Origin of the sequence: Actinokineospora sp. HUAS TT18 (assembly GCF_051364635.1) — a bacterium.
Lineage (GTDB): Bacteria > Actinomycetota > Actinomycetes > Mycobacteriales > Pseudonocardiaceae > Actinokineospora.
Genome location: NZ_CP195645.1, coordinates 1,292,828 through 1,312,821, shown reverse-complemented (window position 1 = coordinate 1,312,821; position 19,994 = coordinate 1,292,828). Strand labels below are relative to the sequence as shown.

At 71.1% G+C, this 19,994-nt stretch carries 16 protein-coding genes; 5 read left to right on the top strand and 11 right to left on the bottom strand.

From position 1 onward, the window contains the following. The 9 genes from ACSHT8_RS05925 to ACSHT8_RS05885 all read right to left on the bottom strand — a co-directional run bounded on the left by ACSHT8_RS05925 (position 1) and on the right by ACSHT8_RS05885 (position 10,854). A complete protein-coding gene (locus ACSHT8_RS05925; RefSeq protein ID WP_436498473.1) occupies positions 1–276 on the bottom strand; it encodes a phosphopantetheine-binding protein in 276 nt (91 codons plus the stop codon). Beyond that, complete coding sequence (locus ACSHT8_RS05920; protein WP_436498471.1) at positions 276–2,576, bottom strand: type I polyketide synthase; 2,301 nt, start codon at positions 2,574–2,576, stop codon at positions 276–278. The genes ACSHT8_RS05925 and ACSHT8_RS05920 overlap by 1 nt, the downstream gene beginning before the upstream one ends. After that, a complete protein-coding gene (locus ACSHT8_RS05915) occupies positions 2,569–5,733 on the bottom strand; it encodes a non-ribosomal peptide synthetase (RefSeq protein ID WP_436498470.1) in 3,165 nt (1,054 codons plus the stop codon). The genes ACSHT8_RS05920 and ACSHT8_RS05915 overlap by 8 nt, the downstream gene beginning before the upstream one ends. Before the next feature lie 161 nt (positions 5,734–5,894). Then, a complete protein-coding gene (locus ACSHT8_RS05910) occupies positions 5,895–7,130 on the bottom strand; it encodes an MFS transporter (protein ID WP_436498468.1) in 1,236 nt (411 codons plus the stop codon). A 318-nt stretch (positions 7,131–7,448) separates the two neighbouring features. After that, entirely contained in the window at positions 7,449–8,291 is an 843-nt protein-coding gene (locus ACSHT8_RS05905) for an aminoglycoside phosphotransferase family protein (protein WP_436498466.1), read from the bottom strand. A gap of 9 nt (positions 8,292–8,300) precedes the next feature. Next, positions 8,301–9,062 (bottom strand): LuxR C-terminal-related transcriptional regulator, encoded by a 762-nt coding sequence (locus tag ACSHT8_RS05900; protein WP_436498464.1) that lies wholly within the window; start codon positions 9,060–9,062, stop codon positions 8,301–8,303. 223 nt (positions 9,063–9,285) lie between these two features. Continuing rightward, positions 9,286–10,149, bottom strand: a complete 864-nt coding sequence (locus ACSHT8_RS05895) for a sporulation-delaying protein SdpB family protein (protein WP_436498462.1) — start codon at positions 10,147–10,149, stop codon at positions 9,286–9,288. Continuing rightward, positions 10,137–10,586: a hypothetical protein gene (locus ACSHT8_RS05890; protein ID WP_436501999.1), complete on the bottom strand. Its 450-nt coding sequence runs from the start codon at positions 10,584–10,586 to the stop codon at positions 10,137–10,139. The genes ACSHT8_RS05895 and ACSHT8_RS05890 overlap by 13 nt, the downstream gene beginning before the upstream one ends. A gap of 130 nt (positions 10,587–10,716) precedes the next feature. Beyond that, positions 10,717–10,854 carry a hypothetical protein gene (locus tag ACSHT8_RS05885; RefSeq protein WP_436498460.1) on the bottom strand — a complete coding sequence of 46 codons (138 nt, stop codon included), beginning with the start codon at positions 10,852–10,854 and terminating at the stop codon, positions 10,717–10,719. A gap of 198 nt (positions 10,855–11,052) precedes the next feature. Here ACSHT8_RS05885 and ACSHT8_RS05880 point away from each other — a divergent pair, with 198 nt between their 5' ends. Next, positions 11,053–14,043 (top strand): BTAD domain-containing putative transcriptional regulator, encoded by a 2,991-nt coding sequence (locus ACSHT8_RS05880; RefSeq protein ID WP_436498458.1) that lies wholly within the window; start codon positions 11,053–11,055, stop codon positions 14,041–14,043. Positions 14,044–14,195: 152 nt separating this feature from the next. Here the strand turns inward: ACSHT8_RS05880 and ACSHT8_RS05875 are convergent, their stop codons facing one another. Next, complete coding sequence (locus ACSHT8_RS05875) at positions 14,196–15,131, bottom strand: hypothetical protein (protein WP_436498456.1); 936 nt, start codon at positions 15,129–15,131, stop codon at positions 14,196–14,198. Positions 15,132–15,202: 71 nt separating this feature from the next. Here ACSHT8_RS05875 and ACSHT8_RS05870 point away from each other — a divergent pair, with 71 nt between their 5' ends. From ACSHT8_RS05870 to ACSHT8_RS05860, 3 genes are all read left to right on the top strand, one after another. Beyond that, the gene (locus ACSHT8_RS05870; protein WP_436498454.1) at positions 15,203–15,367 is read left to right on the top strand and encodes a hypothetical protein; all 165 of its coding nucleotides are present in this window, start codon (positions 15,203–15,205) and stop codon (positions 15,365–15,367) included. Positions 15,368–15,439: 72 nt separating this feature from the next. Further along, on the top strand, positions 15,440–16,093 hold the full coding sequence (locus tag ACSHT8_RS05865) for a response regulator transcription factor (RefSeq protein ID WP_436498452.1): 654 nt from the start codon (positions 15,440–15,442) through the stop codon (positions 16,091–16,093). Next, positions 16,090–17,310 carry a sensor histidine kinase gene (locus ACSHT8_RS05860; RefSeq protein WP_436498450.1) on the top strand — a complete coding sequence of 407 codons (1,221 nt, stop codon included), beginning with the start codon at positions 16,090–16,092 and terminating at the stop codon, positions 17,308–17,310. Before ACSHT8_RS05865 ends, ACSHT8_RS05860 begins: the two co-directional genes overlap by 4 nt. Before the next feature lie 100 nt (positions 17,311–17,410). Here ACSHT8_RS05860 and ACSHT8_RS05855 read toward each other — a convergent pair whose 3' ends face one another. Continuing rightward, complete coding sequence (locus ACSHT8_RS05855; protein WP_436498448.1) at positions 17,411–18,448, bottom strand: ArsR/SmtB family transcription factor; 1,038 nt, start codon at positions 18,446–18,448, stop codon at positions 17,411–17,413. Positions 18,449–18,608: 160 nt separating this feature from the next. On the opposite strand from ACSHT8_RS05855, the gene ACSHT8_RS05850 reads away from it, so the two are divergent. Then, positions 18,609–19,934 (top strand): FG-GAP repeat domain-containing protein, encoded by a 1,326-nt coding sequence (locus ACSHT8_RS05850; RefSeq protein ID WP_436498446.1) that lies wholly within the window; start codon positions 18,609–18,611, stop codon positions 19,932–19,934. Positions 19,935–19,994: the final 60 nt, after the last annotated feature.

Genomic DNA, 19,994 nt, shown 5'->3' with positions numbered 1-19,994 from the left:
CTAGGACACCGCTTTCGTCTCGGCCGCGGGCTGGTCCTGCGGGGCGGTGCGGGCGATCTCCCGCAGGTCGGCGTAGCGCGGGTTCTCCAGCACGTGGCCGAACATCACCGCGAGGTTGAGTTCCTGGCGGATCAGCGTGCTCAGCCGCAGCGCGCTCAGCGAGTGGCCGCCGAAGTCGAAGAAGTCGTCGTTCTCATCGACCTCGTCCACGCCGAGCACCTCCATCCAGAGCTGCTCGAACTCCGCTTCCCAGGTCTTGCTCTTGGTGTCCTGCATCAGCCTTGCCTCACTGTCTTGGTGGTGGTCTGTGCTGTTGTCGCGGCGGGCGCGTCGATGTAGTGACGCGTCGCCGCGAACGGGTAGGTCGGGACCGGCACCCGGCCCCGGGAGAGGTCGTGGACCGCGGCCCACGGGCCCCCGAGTCCCAGCTCCCACAGCGCGCCGACGGCGGTGAGCAGCCGGGCGTGCCGGTCGGTCGGGGTGGCCGCGATCCCGCTCGGCAGGTGCGCGGTCACCGCGGTGCCGATCTCGATCCAGGCCGCGGGCTTGAGCTGCTCGACGGTCTCTGCGAGCGCCGGGTCCGCGGGCAGGTGGAGCAGTGCGCGCACCCGGTCGAGATCGGTCGCCTCGGCCTCGGTCAGTTCCTGACCGGTGGGCGAGTACAGCGGGACGCGGGGCGCCCGCGGCGTGATCCGAGCGTCGGGGAGTGACCCGGTGACCAGTCCGAGACCTTCCGGGACGGTCAGTACACCCGCGGCGCAGGCCGCGGCGGCGGCACCGACGCCGGTGCCGAGCAGCGCGTCCGGGGACACGCCTCGGCCGCGCAGGGCGGCGGCGAGGGCGGTCGACGCCAGGAACCGCTCGACCCGCCTGCGCTCCTCCTCGTCGAGTTCGACGCCGCTGGCCCGCAGCGCGCCGACGCCGGTGTCGATGACGTCGCGGTACACCGGGTCGCCGTCGTAGTTCGGCCGGTTGCCAGTCAGCTCGCCCTCGCCGGTCATGGCGAACACGACGCCGTTGCCCTCGGTGATCCCGGCCCGCACCGGGACCCGCAGCGGGTCCTGGCCGGTGACGTAGGCGGCGCGGAACGGCAGCTCGGCGCGGCCGGTGCGCAGCGTGTAGGCGATGTCGGCCAGCTCAGGCTGGGTGGCGTCGTCGACGAACGCCGCGACGCGCGCCAGGCTCTCGCGGGCCGCGGGCTCGGTCTTGGCCGACACCAGGATCAGCTCGGCCACGCGCCTGCGCCTGCCAGGTCCACGCGTCGGCGCTTCCTCCATCACCACGTGGGCGTTGGTGCCGCCGATGCCGAACGCGCTGATCCCCGCCCGCCGCACGCCGTCGATCGGCTCCCACGGCCGGGCTTCGGTCGGCACGGAGAAGACCGAGTCGGCCAGGCCGAGCGCGGGGTTCGCGGTGTCGAAGTGCGCGACCGGCGGGATCGTGCGGTGGCGCAGGGCGAGCGCGGTCTTGATCACGCCGACCACCCCCGCGGCCGTGTCGAGGTGCCCGACGATCGACTTCAGCGCGGTCAGCGCGCACGGCGCCCGGTCGGGCCTGCCGGTGTCGAACACCTGCCGCAGCGCGGCGACCTCGATCGGGTCACCCAGCGCGGTGCCGGTGCCGTGGGTCTCGATCAGCCCGATCGTGTCCGGGTCGACGTCGGCGACCTCCAGCGCCGCGGCGATCACCGCGGCCTGCCCGGACGGACCGGGCGCGGTGAACCCGGCCTTGCGGGCGCCGTCGTTGTTGACCGCCGAACCGGCGATGACGGCGTAGATCGTGTCGTGGTCGCGCAGGGCGTCCTCCAGCCGCTTCAGCACGACCATGCCCGCGCCGTCAGCGGGGACGGTGCCCGCGGCCTGGCTGTCGAACGTGCGGCAGCGGCCGTCGGGGGAGAAGATCCCGCCCGGCTCGTGCAGGTGCCCGCGCCGCGTCGGCGGCGCGATCGTCGCCCCGCCCGCTAGCGCGATGTCCGCGTCGTAGGTGAGCAGGCTCTGACAGGCCAGGTGCACCGCGACCAGCGAGGTCGAGCACGCGGTCTGCAGCGTCAGCGCCGGACCCTGCAGGTTCAGCTTGTAGCCGATGCGGGTGGCGGCGAAGTCCTTGTCGCTGGAGATCACCAGCTGCAGCCCGCCCGCGGCCTTCAGCGCGCGCTCGTTGGGCCAAAGGTTGTCCAGCAGGTACACGTTCATGCCCGTGCCCACGTAGACGCCCGTCCGGTTGCCGTCCTGGGCGATGGGGGAGAGCCCGGCGTGCTCCAGCGCGCTCCACGCGCACTCCAGCAGCACCCGCTGCTGCGGGTCCATGAGCGCGCTGTCCTGCGGCGAGTAGCTGAACAGCCGCCCGTCGAACCGGTCGGCGTCGGACAGCACGCCGCGCGCGGGCACGAAGTTGGGCTGGTCGACCAGCTCGGCCGGGACACCCCAGCCGAGCAGCTCGTCGCGCTCGAAGAAGCTGATCGAGTCGACACCGTCCCTGATGTTGCGCCAGAACAGGTCAAGGTCCCGGTTCGCCCCGGGCACCCGGACCGCCATCCCGACGATCGCGATCCGGCCCGCTTCGCTGTCGTCAGCCACGGTCGCCACCTCCCTTTCGCTTGCGTCGCTCGGCCAGTTGCAGTCGTCCCGCCCGGCGCTCCTCGACCCGCGCCTCCGGCAGTGCGGGCGCGGCGGGCCGGAAGTGGGCGGCGCAGGCGGCGACGGTGCCCGACCGGAACAGGTCGGTCACCGAGATCGCCAGACCGTCGGCGGCCATCCGCTCGTGCATGGTGATCAGGGCGAAGCTGTGCCCGCCCAGGTCGAAGAAGTTGTCGTGCAGCCCGACGTCCGAAGTGGACAGCACGTCCATCCAGATCCGGCGGATCCGCTCTTCCAGCGAGGAGCCCTTGAGCGGCGCGGGCGCGGCGACCGCGGCGGTGTTCTCGCTGAGCAGGCGGCGGGTGTCGACCTTGCCGTGCTGGGTCAGCGGGATCGCCGCGACCACCACGATCCGGGTCGGCACCATGTACCCGGGCAGGACGCCCCGGGCGTGGGCGCGCAGGTCCCGCTCGGCGTCCTGGTCCAGCGCGCCGCAGACGAACGCGGCCAGCTCGTCGCCGTCGGCGGCCACCGCGCACGACTCGACCGCAGGGTGGCTCAGGAAGGCCCGTTCGACCTCGCCGCACTCCACCCGGTGGCCGCGCACCTGGACCTGGCTGTCGTTGCGGCCCAGGTAGACCAGGGTGCCGTCCGGGCTCCACTTGACCACGTCGCCGGTCTTGTAGATCACGCCGTCGCCGAACGGATTCGGCAGGAACCGCTCAGCGGTCAGACCGGGGTTGTCCAGATAGCCCTTGGCCACCAGCGGACCGCCGATGTAGAGCTCTCCGGGCACCGTGATCCCCACGGGCCTGCGCCGCTCGTCGAGGACGTAGCACCGGCCCGACGGCAGCGCGACGCCGATGTTCCCCTCCCGCACGGACCCGAGGTCGGCGGTGGGCACCGAGACGATCGTGACATGGATCGTGCCCTCGGTGATCCCGTACATGTTGACGAACACCGTGGGCAGCCACGGCGTCGCGGCGGTCAGCGCCGCCACCCGCGACCAGCTCAGCGCCTCCCCGCCCAGGACCACGTGCCGCAGCGCGGACGTGCCCTCATCGACCAGGTCGAGGTAGGGCGGCAGCACCCGGTAGAGCGAGCCCGGGGTCTGGCTGAGCATCGACACGTTCTCGTCGCGCACCAGCCGGGCCAGGCGAGCCGGGTCGACCAGGTCGGCCTGGTCCGCGACCACCAGCCGGGCGCCGGTGGTCAGCGCGCCCCAGACCTCCCAGACGGAGAAGTCGAACGAGAACGAGTGCGCGCACAGCCACACGTCGTCCGCCGAGGTGTCCAGCCCGGCCGGGGTCGGCGCGAACAGCGCGTTCAGCCCGGCGTGGCCGACCATGACGCCCTTCGGGACGCCCGTCGAGCCGGACGTGTAGATCACATACGCGAGGTCGTCGCCGTCCGGGACGAGCCGGGGCACGACCGGGCCGTCCGCGGCGAACACGTCGACGACCGTGCCGCCCGCCACGAGTTCCGCGGCCAAGTCGAGGGTGTCGGGCTCGGCGACCGTCACCGGCGTCGACGCGCTGCCCGCGATGAGGTCCAGCCGGTGGCGCGGGTACTCCGGGTCGAGCGGGACGTAGGCGGCGCCCGCCTTCCAGATCCCCAGAATCGCCGCGACGACGGCGGGGGAGCGGCGCAGCAGCAGGCTCACCCGATCGCCCTTGGCCACCCCGGCCGCGGCGAGCCCGGCGGCGACCCGGTCGGACCACTGGTCGAGCGCGGCGTAGCCGAGGTCGCGGCCCCGGTGCCGGATGGCGACCGCGTCCGGGGCGGCCTCGACCTGGTCGAGGAACCGCCGCAGCACCGACGGGTGGCCGGTGTCGAACCCGGCCCCGCCGACGAGCCGGGCGCGCTCCCGCGCGCCGAGCATGTCCGGCTCGCCGGCGGAGTCCACAATGGAGGTCAGGAAGGTCAGGTAGTGGTCGAGCAGCGCCGCCGCCGTCGCCTCCTCGAACAGCTCGGTGCTGAACTCGGCGCGCAGGAACGGGATGTCGGTCGAGACGTCGAGGGTGACCCCGATGTCGAACTTGGCCGCGTCGATCTCGACGTCGACCTCGGTCAGCTTCAGCCCGACCAGTTCGGGGAACGCGAACGGGAAGTTCTGCACCGTCAGCGCGGTCTGGAACAGTGGCGCGTGGCTGAGCTCGCGCTCGCTGGCCGCCACATGCACGATCTGCTCGAACGGCACGCTCTGCCACGAGAACGCCGACAGCGAGGCCATCCGCACCCGGCTGACCAGCTCGGCGAACGTCGGGTCACCGGACAGGTCCACCCGGATCGGCAGGGTGTTCACCAGGCAGCCGACGAGCGACTCCTCGCCCTCCTCCATCCGGTTGGCCACCGGGACGCCCACCACGATGTCGTCCTGGCCGGTGTACCGGGCGAGCACCGCCGCGTACGCGGCCAGGCTCACGGTGAACAGCGTCGTCCCGTTCCGCTTGGCCCAGCCGGTCAGCTCGTCGACCAAGTCCTGGTCGAGCGGCCTGCGCACGACCGCGCCCTGGCAGCTCAGCACCCGCGGGCGGGGAAAGTCGGTCGGCATGGCCAGCGTGGGCGCGCCGTCGAGTTCGCCGCGCCAGAAGCCCAGCCCCGCCGCGTTGTCCGTCCACTCGGCACGCTGGGCGCGCGCGTAGTCCAGGTAGGCGGGCGCCGGGCCCGCGTGCTCGGTGCCGTTGTACTCCGCGGCCAGGTCCTTCAGCAGCAGGCCGACCGACCAGCCGTCGCAGGCGATGTGGTGCAGCAGGACCACGAGCCCGTGCTGGTCCGGCCCCCACGACCGGACCCACACGCGCACCAGCGGTCCCGAGTCCAGCGCGAACGGCACCTTCGCCGCGGTCGCGACCAGCTCGGTGAGCTGCTGTCCCTGGCTGACCGGGTCCGCCCACGCCGCGGACTCGACGGTGATCTCCGGCTCCGCGGTCGGGTGGATGTGCTGCTCCAGCACGCCGTCGACCACGTGGTAGGTCGTGCGCAGCGAGTCGTGCCTCGCGACGACGGCGCGCAGCGCGTCGGTCAGCGCGTCGACCCGCAGGTCACCGTCGACGCGCAGGGCGAAGGCCACCACATACGCCGGGTTGCCGGGTTGCAGCTCGTTGAGAAAGTACAGCCGTTCCTGGGCGAACGACGCGCGACCGGTGAGAACCATAGGGAAATGGTGCGGTCGGCGGATTCCCGCTCGACAGGTTGTCCATGTCCGAGACACCCGGGAAACCCTCCCCGTTCACCGGGAATCGAAGGACGTATCCGGAGCAACGAAAAGCCCGGATGGCGCCAGGCGGGCGCCATCCGGGCTGCGATCGGGAAACGTCAGGCCGCGACGACGTCGCCGACCTGCTCGGGCTGCGTGGCGGCGAGCCTGCGCTCGCTGTACCGCGCGACCGGGGTGATCACCGAGGCGGCCACGAGGACCAGCGCCGCGACCGCGACCCAGCCCCAGAACCCGAAGGCCACCACGATCCCGGACAGGATCGCCGGTCCGATGATGTTCTGGGTGATGACGTGCAGGTCGAACGCGCCGAGGTACTCACCCTGGGCGTGTTCCGGCGCCAAGCCGAAGCCGAGCCCCCACGCCGAGGCCGACTGCATGATCTCGGCGACCGACAGGATCAGGACGGCGGCCACGATCGCCGCCGAGACCAGCACGGCGTTGTCCTCGAGCGCGGTCGCGGCGATGACCAGCAGGCCACCCGCCAGCCAGTATCCGGACTTCCGCGCGGTGTTCGACGCGCCCGCGACGGTCTCGGCGCCCTTGCTCGCCCGGACCTGGAACAGGATCACGAAGACCGTGTTGACGATCAGCAGCAGCGGGATCAGGAAGTGCGGGACGGACGTGCGGTTCAGCGCCCACAGCGGAAGCGCCACCAGCAGGACCGTCATGTGCGAGGCGAGCACCATCGACACGCCGATCACGCCGAGGAACGGCAGGTCGCGCACCGCGGCGAACCGCTTGACACCACTGGGGATCGGCTTGGACTCGCCCTCGGGAAGCCGGGTGACCAGGATCGCGGCGACGATCATCAGCGCCGCGGTGGTCAGCGGGATCACCACGAGCAGCTTCGGGCTCAGCGCGGCCGCGGCGGCCACACCGATGCCCACGCTGAAGCCGATGTTGAACACCGACCGCATCATCGCCTTGAGCCGGACCCGCTCGTCCGGTGACACCAGGGTCCCCATCAGCGCGCTGTTCGTCGGACTCGTGCCGTACTCCAGGAAGCCGACACACATCACCAGCACGTAGAACTTGGTCGCACTGTCCACAACGGAGTAGAGGCCGAAGCCGAGCGCGAGCAGGACGAACAGGATGCACAACAGCTTGCGCCTGCTCATCCGGTCGGCGATCATGCCGAACACGATCGACGAGACGAGCCCGGCGAAGCCCGCCGCGGACAGCCCGAGGCCGACCTGGCCCGCGCTCAGCCCCACGTGCAGCGTGAAGTACACGACGCTGCCGGAGATGAACACGCCCTTGCCGATCGACTCGGCGAGCCGGATCGCGATGAGCTTGCGGCGCAGCGGATCGGGCGGGATGACTTTCTCGAACAAGCCGGCAAGGCTGGGCATGGTTACACGTCCTGGGTCAAGGGGATCAGTCGAAACAATGCTGTGGCCGCCCGGGTTCCCGCCGGCAGTGTGCGACCCGGGAGATGTACCCGGGAACTCGGGTGTTCCGCCGACGGGAACCGGGAACGGTCCTCTGCTAGTGCTGTGTCCACGAACGTTGCCAGGCTCTCGACGGCCCAGCTTCCCGCTGGCCGCACCGCCCAAGTACACCCAGTACGAGTGGCGTTCCGGCGGCGCGCCCAGCGGAAACCTGGATCCGCCGATAGCCCGACAACGTTCATGGACACAGCACTAGACAGGTCAGTACTCGCCGCGGCCGAACGCGCTCAGCTCGGCGGAGTGACCGGGGTTGCTGACGTGGGTCGCGCCGATCGGCGCGGTCACCCGGCACCACTTGTCGAGCCGCTCGACGTCGATGTCCGCCGCGGCGGCCAGCTCGTCGCGCCTGCGGACCATCTCCGCGCGGTCGAGTCCTTCCAGCACGTAGTCGACCGCGTCGAAACACGGGTCGCCCGCGCACGCCATCGGGTCGATGGCGACGAGGCCCTTGTCGTCGGCGGTCAGCACGTTGCCAAGGTGCAGGTCGCCGTGCAGCAGCACGGTGTCGGTCGGCTCGGCCAGCAGCTCGTCGCGCAGCTCCCGCGACCGGGTGAGGTCCGCGCCGCGCTTGGTCGCGGAGCTGAACAGCACCTCGATCCAGTCCGCGAGCTGCCGCGGCGCCGCTGCCGGGTCACCCGCGGAGTGCAGGTCGGTCAGGAACCTGGCGTAGTCCTGGGGAGACGGCGGCTCCGGTAACTTCTCCACCAGCGCGCCCGGCCGGATCGCCTCCAGCAGCACCGCCCCCCGCGTCGCGGCCAGTACGGCCGGTACTCGGCCGCTGGGTGCGAACTGGCGCAGCATCGCGGTCTCCTCGCCCACCGAGTACGCGTCGGGGGACAGTTTGAGGATCGCGTCGCCCTTGGGGCTCAGGCAGCTCAGCACCACCGACGAGTTCCCGGACTTGAACTCGGCTCCGATCTCCAGTTCCCATTCCTCGGCCAGCGCGGCCACCTTGTCGGGCAGCCCGGGCACCCAGCGGTGCGTCGCCTTGCCGAAGCGGGGTTCGAGCCGGGCGGCGATCGCGTCGAGATCCAACACTGACATCAACTCTTCCTACGAGGTGGCCATCGCGGCCGGGGTTCGCCCGGCGAGCGGAACGGGACGGTGGAACTGCCGCGGCGCGGCGACCGGCGCGGTGCGCACGAGTTCGAGCGGAGGCCCGCCCGCCCGGCCGCGACGCAGCCCTTTGGCGAGGTCGATCGCCTCGGACCGGCTGGTGACGTGCAGCTTGCCGAAGATCGTGGAGATGTGGTTGGCGATGGTCTTGGGGGACAGGTGCAGGTGCGCGGCGATCGCGGCGTTGCGCATCCCGGCCACCATCAGCTCCAACACGTCCTGCTCGCGCCCGGTCAGCTCCGGAAACAGATCCTGGTGGCGGGCCGCCCTGCTGCCGATGCGGCTGATCAGCCGGTCGGCGATGCCCGGCCCGAGCACGGCGTCGCCATGCGCGAGGCCCTTGACCGCGCGCACGATGCCGTCGTCGGCGCTGTTCTTGAGCAGGTAGCCCCGCGCGCCCGCCTGGACGGCGGCGACCACGGTGTCCTCGTCGTCGACCGCGGTGAAGACGAGCACCGCGGTGGCGGGCACGGTGCGCGCCAGCTCGCGGATCGTCGCGTCCACCTCGCCGCCCGGCAGTTCGGCGTCCATCACCACCACGTCCGGCCGGTAGAGCACCGCCAGCCGAGTCGTGTCACGGGCGGTCGCCGCCTCGGCGACGACGGTCATCTCCGGTGACCGCGCCAGCAGCGCCGCCAGTCCCCGCCGGACGATCGGCTGCACATCGGCCAGTAATATGGTGATTCTCCCCGATTCCAATACATCCCCCTCACTGCGCGGCCCGCCCTGGGTCCGCGTGACCTACCTCGGATTCGAGGCACCTGATCTTTTCCCCTGAGTCATCCCCGGAATGGACACGGCTCATCGGCGGCGGGATCGTTCCGCCGCGGTGAAAGTCAAACAATGGCCTGCATCGGGTCTGCATCGGCGACCAATGCACAGCAAGATGGACATCGGCTCGAGGCCGAATGGTGTGACGGGGTCAGCGCGATCTGCTGCGGACGATCGTCAGCACCGAGATCATCACCAGCGCGAAACTGATCAGCCCGAACGCCGCGGCGAAGGCGGTGTGCAGCGCGACACCGCAGGTCAGGGCCACGGTCCTGGTCCGAGGGCCGCCGAGGACGGCCACCGCGATGACCACTTCGAGGGCGATCGCGCCCCAGGTCAGCGCGAACACCAGTCCCGGGACGGACTCGACCAGACGCAGGAGCCCGTCGGGCGCGCCGAAGTAGGCGTCCTGCATCGCGTAGTGCACCGCGGTGCCGTCCCGCCAGATCGCCTCGGTGAGCTTGGCGACCGCGGCGTGTCCGTAGATGATCGCGACCTGCAGCCGCAGCGCCAGGTGCGCGGCGTACGCCGAACCGCCTGACCAGGGCGGCGGCGGCGCGGTGGGGGTTGTCCAGTGCCAGCGCCGGTGGTCGCCGATGCACAGGGGGATGAGCAGCAGCGTCGCCACCTGGGCGGCCCGGTCGCCGCCGTTGGGGACGTACACACTGACGCCGACGCTGACCGTGGCGTACCAGTGCGGCACGCACGTCCAGCGCGGTCGGTAGCCCGCCGCGACCAGGACCAGCACCAACACCGTCACCACGCGAGCGATGGTGAGCGCCGCCGGACTCCCGCCGCCGACGCACCAGAGCGACAGGGAGCGCAGACCGTCGCAGCGGGGGCCTTCGGGCTGGGCGGTCAGGTAGGGGAACAGCGCCGAGTCCGGGGTCGCCACCACGATGGACAAGGTGGCGAGGGCGAGCATCGACCGGCCCACCGCGTACCACCGTGTTCGCGGGTCGAACCGGGCCGCGTCAGCCAACACACGCCTGCGGACCCCGGCTAGCGCGGGCACGTCAACTCCACCGAAGCGACCTCACTGATGACCCTGCTCGTCCCCGAACCCCAGGGCGCTGGGCGTTCCCTGGCGAGCAGCGCCGGTCCGCACGCCGTGATCACCCGGAGGGGAGCGGTGATCCGGGTGGGCGGGGTGCCGTCCAGTGCCGGGCGGCAGGTGTCGACGTCGGTCCCGCCGCAGGGCCGCCAGCGCTCTCGGGGGACGAGAGCGCCGACGGCCGCCAACTCGACGACCTCGCCGTTGACCACGCGCCGCAGGCCCCACAGGTGTTCCGGGTCCGCCGCCTGATGGGTGACCGCCGTCAGCCTGCCCGCTTGGTCAGGCTGATAGAGCACGACGAAACTCGCCGTGTCCGTTCTGGAGTAGAACGCCCACCCCTGCGGCCAAATGACCTGATGCGTTTTCGCCTGCGCGCTGATCCATTCGCCGACCATCGCGGACGGAAATTGGCTCAGCATTGTCACGGCGAGAAGAACGGCCAATGCGGCGGCGGTGGTGATGAATCCACGCGCGGCCGCGGCGTGGTCGGTCGGCGTTTCCTGATCGTCGATTATCGACCGCGTGTCAGCAGAAACAGGGCGCGGTGGCGGCGGTGACGTCGCCGGTCTGGTCCGGTGCCCCTTCGGCCGACGTGCCGATCAGGGTGGCCACAACCAGGGCCGCGGCGGCCAGTAAGGCGCCGAGGAACGCGGGCTTTCTCATAGCTGATTCACTCCAATTGAGTAACTTGCCGCGACGATTCGGTCGCGATGCGTGCAGATCTCACACCAGACGGCACAGGACTGTCAACGTCCGCTACGCCGGATAAGTGAATCTTGCCCGAAGGCGGGATGGCGGAGCCTTACAATACGTCGTCGTTCGCTGGTGCTGGGTGACGAGGCTGCCCGGGGGAGATTGCGTGTGAAGTACCGGATCCTCGGTCCGCTCGAGGTCGTCTCGGCGGGTGGCCTGCCGGAACCGTCCGGGGAGCGGCAGCAGAAGCTGCTCGCACTGCTGCTGGTGAACGCCAACTCGGTGGTCTCCTTCACCAGGCTGGTCGATGAACTCTGGGACGACCCGCCGCAGACCGCGAAACGGCAGGTCTACAACTCCGCCGCCGCGCTGCGCCGCGTGCTCGCCGACGACCTCGCCACCAGCACCGTCGGCTACCAGCTCGACGTCGCGCCCGGCGACCTGGACGCCGACGTCTTCCGCGCGGACGTGGCCGCCGCCGAGACCGCGGCCGCCGAGGGCCGGACCATGGACGCGGTCCGGCTGCTGCAGCGGGCGTTGGCCGTCTGGCGCGGGCCCGCGCTCGACGGCTTGGACACCGCGATGCTGTGCCGGGCGGCGGACGGCCTGCGGGAGGAGCGGCTGATCGCCACCGAGCGGCTCGCCCGGCTGCGGCTGGACCTCGGCGAGGTCGGTTCGCTGCTGGGCGACCTCGCCCCGCTGGTCGCCGAACACCCGCTGCGCGAGTCGCTGCGCGCCACCCTGATGATGGCGCTGTGCCGCGCGGGCCGGTCGGCGGACGCATTGACCGTGTTCGAGGACGGCCGCAAGGTGCTGGCCGAGGAACTCGGTGCCGACCCAGGGGTGGAACTGCGGCGACTCCACGGCAAGATCCTGCGCGGCGACGACCGGCCGAAGCCCGCGTCCGGTTCGTTCCTGCCCTACGACTGCTCCGACTTCACCGGCCGCAAGTCCGAGATCCGCCGCCTTGTCGCGGCTATCGCCGAGGTGCCGGACCGGGCGCCTGCCATCGTGGCGATCGACGGCATGGGCGGGGTCGGGAAGACCACCCTCGCACTGCACGTCGCCCACCAGTTGGCCTCCGCGTACCCAGATGGACAGTACTTTGTGGACCTTCGCGGCTTCACCCTCGATGACGAGAGGGTCGCGCCCGCGGTCGCCCTGGAGGCGCTGTTAGGCCAGGTCGGGGTCGCTCCGGAGGCGATCCCGACCAGCCTGGACGCGCGCCGCGACCTATGGCGGTCGAAGATCGCCGGACAGCGGGTGGTCGTGGTCCTGGACAACGCCGCCGACGCCGCGCACGTCCGCCCGCTGCTCCCCGGGGCCCCAGGCAGCGTCGCGATCATCACCAGCCGCAGGCAGTTGCTCGCGCTGGAGGGCGCCGTGCCGCTGTCGCTGGCCGCGCTGCCCGCCGCCGACGCGGGCGAGCTGTTCACCCTCATCGCGGGCCCCCGCCGGGTCGAGGCCGAGGCCGCCGCCCGCGCCGAGGTGGTCGAGCTGTGCGGCAGGCTCCCGCTGGCCATCCGGATCGCCGCGTCGCGGTTGCGCCACCGGCCGGGCTGGACGGTCTCGCACCTCGCCGATCAACTGCGGGACACGTGCCGCCGAGCCCGCACGCTGACCGTCGACGACCGCAGTGTCGCGGGCGTGCTCGGGTGGTCCTACCAGCACCTCTCCCCGGTGCAGCAGCGCGTGTTCCGGCTGCTGTCGCTGGCGCCCGGCCCCGACATCGACGCCTACGCCGCGGCCGCCGTCGCCGATCTCCCACTCGCCGACGCCGAGCAGGCGTTGGAGGACCTGGTCGACTGCAACCTGCTCGACCAGCGCACCGCGAACCGCTACCTGATGCACGACTTGCTCAAGGACTGCGGCCGCGCGCTCGCCGAGTCGGCCGACACCGCCGCCGACCTGACCGCGGCGCGCGGCAGGCTGTTCGACTACTACCTGCACCTGGCCGACGTCTGCTGCCGTCCGCTCACCATGGGCAGGCAGCGGTTCGAGCCCGAGCTGCGCTACCAGCCCGCCGCCGTCCCGGTGTCCACTTCGGCCACCGACGACGTCGACCGGCTCAACCTCGAACACCGCAACATGGTCGCCGTCGCCCAGTTCGCCGCGACCCACGACTGGCCCGGCCACGCCTGGCAGCTCCCGTGCCTGCTCACGCCGTACTTCGTCCAACTGGGCTACCGCGCCGACTCGCTGGAGCTGTTCGACGGCGCGCTGCGGGCCACGCGGCAGGTCGGCCACCGCCGCGGCGAGTCCATCGCCTTGGCCAGCATGGCCCGCGCGAAACGCGAACACGGTGGGCACAGCGAGGTCATGGCCTTGCTCGGCCAGGCGATCGCGATCAGCGCGGACCTCGGCGACGACATGCTGCTGGCCGCGCAGAAGAGCGATCTCGGCGAGATCCAGTTCCGCGCGGGCCTGCTCCGCGACGCGGGCGCCAACTTCGCCGACGCCAGGGACCTGGCCCTGCGCGCGGGCGACGTGGAGAGCCAGGTCAACTTCACCCTCAACCTCGGCGTCATCCAGTGCAACCTCGGCGACTTCACCGCGGCCCTGGAGAGCTTCGCCTTGGCACAGGCGCACTACCAGCGGACCAACCGGACGACCGGCGAGGTCGTCGCGCTGATCAACATCGGCTGGGTGTCCCACGCCAAGGACAACGACGAGGCCGCGGCCGACCACCTCCGCCGGGCCGTGGCCCTCAGCCGCGGCATCGGCTTCACCCGGGGCGAGGGCTTGGCCCTGGCCTGGCTCGGCGTGGCCCTGCGCTGCCTCGGCCACATCAAGGAAGCCATCGAGACGGGCTCGGCGGCGGTCACCGTCGTCCACCTGGCAGGCATGCGCGAGGCCGAGTGCGACGCCATGATCGGCCTGGCCGAGACCTACTTCGCCGCGGGAAAACCGGACCTGGCCCACAACACCGTCACCGCGGCCCACAAGATGGCCCTCGACGGCGACCTGTCCCTGGCCGAGGCCCGCGCCGAGGAATGCCTCGCCCACCTGGCCGCCGCCGAGGGCGACCACACCGGAGCACACGACCACTGGCACCGCGCGATGAAGCTGTACCCGGCCGAATCCGCCGAGGCGGAGAACCCGCGCGTCCACCTCACCACGCCAGAGGCGACCTGCCAGCGCTGCCGTAGTCGACGCTGACACAGCATCCAGGAACGTGAGCTCGATCCCTCAGGTGTCGTCGTCGCTCAGCGGTGGCAGCGGGCTGTCGACCACGTCGGGAAGCCAGTGCGGGGAAACCTCGCTGAAACCGCGCTCTCACTAGAACTGCACCACTACCTCCGAACGACGTATCAGGAGTTCCTGTGAAGAAGCGATCCGCACTGGCAGCGGGGCTCGCGGCGGTCCTCGCGTGTTCGATCTGCGCGCCCACGGCGGTGGCCGCCGCGCAACCGAGTGCTCCGGCGATGTCCGCGGCGGCGCGCGCCGACGTCGAGGCCCTCCAGGCGGCATTGCCCGCCGACTGGCGGCAGCGGCTGGCTGCCAACCTCGAACGCTTGGGCGTCGAGGAGACGTGGCGGGCCGTGCTCGCCGCCGCGTCCGGTGCGACGTGCACGGAGAACACCGACTTCAACCGATACCTGGACTCGGTCTTCACCGGACTCGACCCGGACATCATGAACGCGATCGGCGAGGCGGGCGGCTTCGCGATGCCGATCATCGACGCGATTGTCTTCGGGACGGACGCGACACCGCAGTCGTTCGGCCCCAACGGCGAGTACACGAACGCGCTGACCCACGAGTTCAGGGACTTGCGGAAGTTCTGGGACATCCCGTCCGGCGACATCGAGCTCATCGCGATGCACGGAACGGACGTGTTCAGCGACCTGGCGCGCGCCGCCCGGGTTCTCGCCACCATGTACGGCGTCACCGAGGCGGAGGCGCGGCCGATCGCCGAGCACATGATCGACCTGATCGGGCAGGAGCCGAAGCTGCGCGGTGGCGCGCACCCGGTGTTCTCCCTCAACGCGGTCGCCGCGCCGGGCGCGCCCGACGAGGTGCCGGAGCCTGATCGCTGGGCGCCCAAGATCGTGATGGGCGACGGCCTGATGGAGGCGATGGCCGCCATCGGCCTCGGCGACACGGCGGCGAAGGGCATCCTCGCGCACGAGTTCGGCCACCAGGTGCAGTACCAGCAGGGCCTGATCGATGAGAGCGACCAGACCCCCGAGGGCACCAGGCGCGTCGAACTCATGGCCGACGCGTTCAGCACCTACTACCTCGCGCACGCGCGAGGTCAGGCGATGAACACCAAGCGCCTGCTCGGCGCCGAGAAGTCCGCTTCGAGAGCGGGGACTGCATGGTCACCATGCCCGGCCACCACGGCACGCCAGAGCAGCGCATGGCGTCGGCCACCTGGGCCGCCGACCTGGCCAACGCCGCCCGCCCGCAGGGCGAGATCCAGCCGTCCAGGACCTTCGCCGCGACGTTCGACGCCCACCTGCCGGAGATCATCGCGGGCTGACCACAGCGGAGCCAGGGGACGTGCCCCTGGCTCCGCTGGTCCCCGACGGTCACGACGACGAGGATGGTCGCCATGCGTGTGCTGGTGGTGGAGGACGACCGCGAGATGGCGGATGCCGTCGCTGCCGGGCTGCGCGGGCACCTGCTCGCCGTCGACGTCGCCTACGACGGGATCTCCGGTGTGGAGCGGGCGCTGGCCAGCGACTACGACGTGGTGGTGCTCGACCGCGACCTGCCAGGGCGCCACGGTGACGACGTCTGCGCCGACCTCGTCGCGGCCGGGGCGCGTGCCAGGGTCCTGATGCTCACCGCCGCCGCGTCCGCGCGGGACACCGTCGACGGTCTCGACCTTGGCGCGGACGACTATCTCGGCAAGCCGTTCGACCTCCCGGTGCTGGTGGCCAGGGTGCGCGCACTGGCCCGGCGGGCGAACCCGGCGCTTCCGCCGCTGCTGCGCCGCGGTGAGATCACCGTTGACACCGCCCGCCGCGCGGCGTTCCGGGCGGGGCGGCGGCTGGAGCTTCGGCCCAAGGAGTTCGCCGTGCTGGAACTCCTCGTCGCCGCGGGAGGGCGCTCGGTGTCGGCCGAGGAACTGCTGGAGCGGGTCTGGGACGAGCACGCCGACCCGTTCACCTCGGCGGTGAAGATCACCATCAGCAGGTTGCGCGCCAAACTCGGCGAACCCGACGTGATCGAGACGGTCGCGAAGGCCGGTTACCGGATATGAGGGATCGCTTGCGGGGCAACGGGCTTCGGGTCCGACTGACGGCCCTTTATGGAGTCCTGTTCGCGCTCACCGGCGCGACGCTGCTCGCCATCACCTACGCGCTGGTCCGAACCTCCGGGCCGGACGGCGAGATCCACGTGACCGTGTGGTCGGAACTGGACGGTCCCTTGCCTCCGTACGCGCCGGTGACCGTGCCACGGCGGGTCGAGGACGAGATGCGCAGAGTGCTCGATGAGCAGCAGCGCGGGATGCTGAGTGAACTGCTGTCCAACTCGGGGATCGCGCTCGTGCTGATGACGGTGATCGCCGTCGTGCTCGGCTGGTTCCTCGCGGGCCGACTGCTGCGGCCCCTGCGCACCATCACCGCGACCGCACGCGACATCTCCGCGTCCGACCTGCACCGCCGCCTCGCCCTGACCGGCCCCGACGACGAGATCAAGCACCTCGGCGACACGATCGACGACCTGCTCGCCCGGCTGGAGTCGGCGTTCGCGGCGCAGCGCCTGTTCGTCGCCAACGCGTCCCACGAACTGCGCACCCCGCTGGCCCGCCAGCGCGTGCTCGGACAAGTGGTGCTCGGCGACCCGACCGCCGACGCCGACGCCCTCCGCCACGCACACGAGCGCATCCTCGCCGCGGGCGAAGAACAGCGCCGCATCATCGACGCCCTGCTCGTGCTCGCCCACGGCCAAGCAGGTCTGGAACACCGGGAGCCGGTGGACCTGGCGGCCACCGTCGCGGCCGCGGTCGCGGCCCGAACCGGTCTGGCCGAACAACACAGCGTCACCCTCTGCGCCGACCCGCGCCCGGCCTGGACCGAGGGGGATCCGCAACTGCTCTCGCAGCTGGTCGGCAACCTCGTGGAGAACGCCGTCCTGCACAACGTCCGTGGCGGGCACGTCACGGTCACCACGGCCGCCGACGGCGCCCACAGCGTGTTGACCGTCAGCAACACCGGACAGGACGTCACCGAGGACCAATTGGCCCGAATCGTGCAGCCGTTCCGCCGCGCGGGCACGGACCGAACCGCGCGAGCGGGCACCGGCCTGGGCCTCACGATCGTCAAAGCCATCGCCGACGCCCACGCCGCGACGCTGTCACTCAACCGGCGACCGGGCGGCGGCCTGACCGTCCACATCACATTCGCCGCGGCCGCCGAGCCCGAACCTGCCACAGGGGCCCGGATCCCGACTACGAGCCACACATCCGCGAACTAGCGAATCTTCCCGGCCCACCGCGTCCTTCGACGGGCGCCGAGCAGTTCGGTCTCGCTCACCGACGCCCGCAACTCGAAGCCTGTGGCGGATTCGCACAATGTCACAGCTCCGCAATCGGTGGGCGACCACGAGCGGGTGTGACCTTCGCTCCCGACGCCGCGAGCAAAGCCATGGCGGCGTCAGTGGCGTGGTGTCGGACCCGGTTGCCGTCGCGATGGCTGATGACCAGACCGGCTTCCCGCAACGTCGTGGCGTGTTCGGACGCCGACGAGAGCGACACGCAGGCGCGGGTGGCGACGGCGGCGGTGGTCAGCCCGGGGAATGGGGCGATGGTCAGCAGGATCGCGGCGCGGGTCGCTCCGAGGACTCTGGCCAGGGTTTCCTCGGCGTGCCGGTCGGAGTGGTCGGGGTCGAGGGCCGCGAACGGGTGCCGCACGGTGTCGAAGGTCGGCGGGTAGGCCAGCAGCGGCCGGTCGTGGCTGTTGTTCACCAGGAGTCGGGGCAGCGGCCCGCAGAAGATCAGCGGGGACAGCACGATCCCGCGCCCGGCCAGGTGCACGTCGCCGTCGAACGGCGCGGGCACGCGCAGGACCGGCGGGTCCCAGGTGATCGCCGGATGCAGCCCCATGAGCAGCGCGCTGACGCCTCGGTCGCTCGTCACGGTCATCCGCCGCGCCCGGTCGGCGTCCAGGACCCCGCGCATGCCCGCGACGTGCGGTGCGACCGCGATCTCGTGGTAGGCGGCGAGCGCGTCGGTGATCGTCGTGAGGCCGTCCTTGCCTCCGAGTGCGAGGCTCTCCGCCCACGGCGGCAACCGGTGCGCGGCGGCCAAGCGCTGTAGTTCGGCGGAGATCTGCCGCGCGGGCGTGTCGCGGATCGTCTCCAGTCCGCCGGACAGGCTGAACGCGTTTCGGTCGGGGGTCAGGAAATCGGGAATCCAGCCCTGGCTCGGCACCAGCGAGAGCAGCCGCCCGACCTCGCTCGGCAGACGTCCCCGAAGGCCGCACCGCCATCGCTCGTCTCGGACCGTGCGGTCAGGACGCCGCAGGCTTTGCAGGCTGAGCACCGTTTCGCTGAGGACCGGTACCCCGCGCCCGGCCAGGACGACACGTCCGAGGTCCTCGATGGTGAAGTGCACTCTCAGCACTCTGTCCCCCACGCGCTCGGCAATCCGGACAAATCCCCGCCAGGGAAGCTACCGCCGAGTTTCGGGTGCGGCCGAAACAGGGTGCCGTCGGCCGGGGGACCGTCCCATCCTTGCCCCGCCCGATCTTCAGTCCGGATCCACAGGAGAGAAAATGCCCAGACCGAGCCTGCGCGGCGCGCTGCTCGTCCTCGGACTCGTCGGTTCCGCCTTGGTGCCGCTCGCGTCGGGGGTGGCTCAGGCGCAACCGACGCTGCAACCCGCGTACTTCCTGTTCCAGCACACCACCGGATATGCCGGACCCTGTAGCAGCCTCACCGCCCTCATCGGCGAGCCGGTGATCGTCGGCTGGAAGGATCCCGAGACCGCGAAGCCGACGAAGTACGTTCGCCAGCACGTCTACCAGGGCATGGAAGGCAGCGTAAACAAGTTCGAGGAGCAGGCGTTCGGCAACGGTGCCAGATACTTCGCCTGCTGGAATTCCGCCTGGGTCTACCGCTACTACGGACTGAACAAGTTCGGACGCACCATTTCCGAGCAGCTCAACTGCAATCCGCGTTACCCACACTGCATGCCGACGGGCACCGCGACCCGGGGCAGCTGGTACGTGGGCTGGCAGGCGCCCGAGAGCGCCTGCGGCAACACCGCGAGCTGTGCCCCGCTGCCACCGGGGGCAGGCGGCACCGGCGAGTCCGTCCCGGCCGAGACCGCTCCGCCAGTACCGCCACCGGTCAGTGGCGGCGGCACCACCGGGGACATCACCGGCGACGGCAAGGCCGACGTGCTGGCGGTGAACCCGGCTGGCGACCTCTACATCCACCCCGGCAATGGACAGGCGTTAGGTGCGTCCTACTGGGCCGGAAACGGGTGGGGGACTGACTGGGCAGCGCTCAACGTCGCCGACCTGACCGGTGACGGGAAAGCCGACGTCATCGCCGCGAGCATCACCGGCGACCTCTACCTCTACCCGAGCAACGGCACCGCCTTCGGCACAAGGACCTGGCTCGGCAACGGCTGGAGTGGAGCAGGCGGCTGGGCCGCGATCGTCGCGGGCGACGTGACCGGCGATGGGAAGGCCGACATCGTCGCGAAGGCCACGAGCGGGGATCTGTATCTGTACCCGAGCAACGGCCAGGCCCTCGGTTCCCGGACCTGGCTGGGCAATGGGTGGACAGGAATGGACCTCAATGCGGGCGACGTGACCGGCGATGGGAAGGCCGACATCGTCGCCATGACCACGAGCGGGGATCTGTATCTGTACCCGAGCAACGGCCAAGCCCTCGGTGCCCGATCCTGGCTGGGCAACGGCTGGACCATGGCGACGTCCCTCGACTTCGGCGATGTCACCGCCGACGGCAAGGCGGACGCCGTCCTGATCTCCGGCTCCGGGGACATGTATCTCTACCCGAGCAACGGCCAAGCCCTGGGCGCCTCGACCTGGCTCGGCAACGGCTGGCAGACCTGGAGGGTCGGCCGGTAGCCGCCCATCACTCGGTCGGCTGCCCGCTCCCGAGGCGGGGAGCCGACCGAGTGCGCTGAG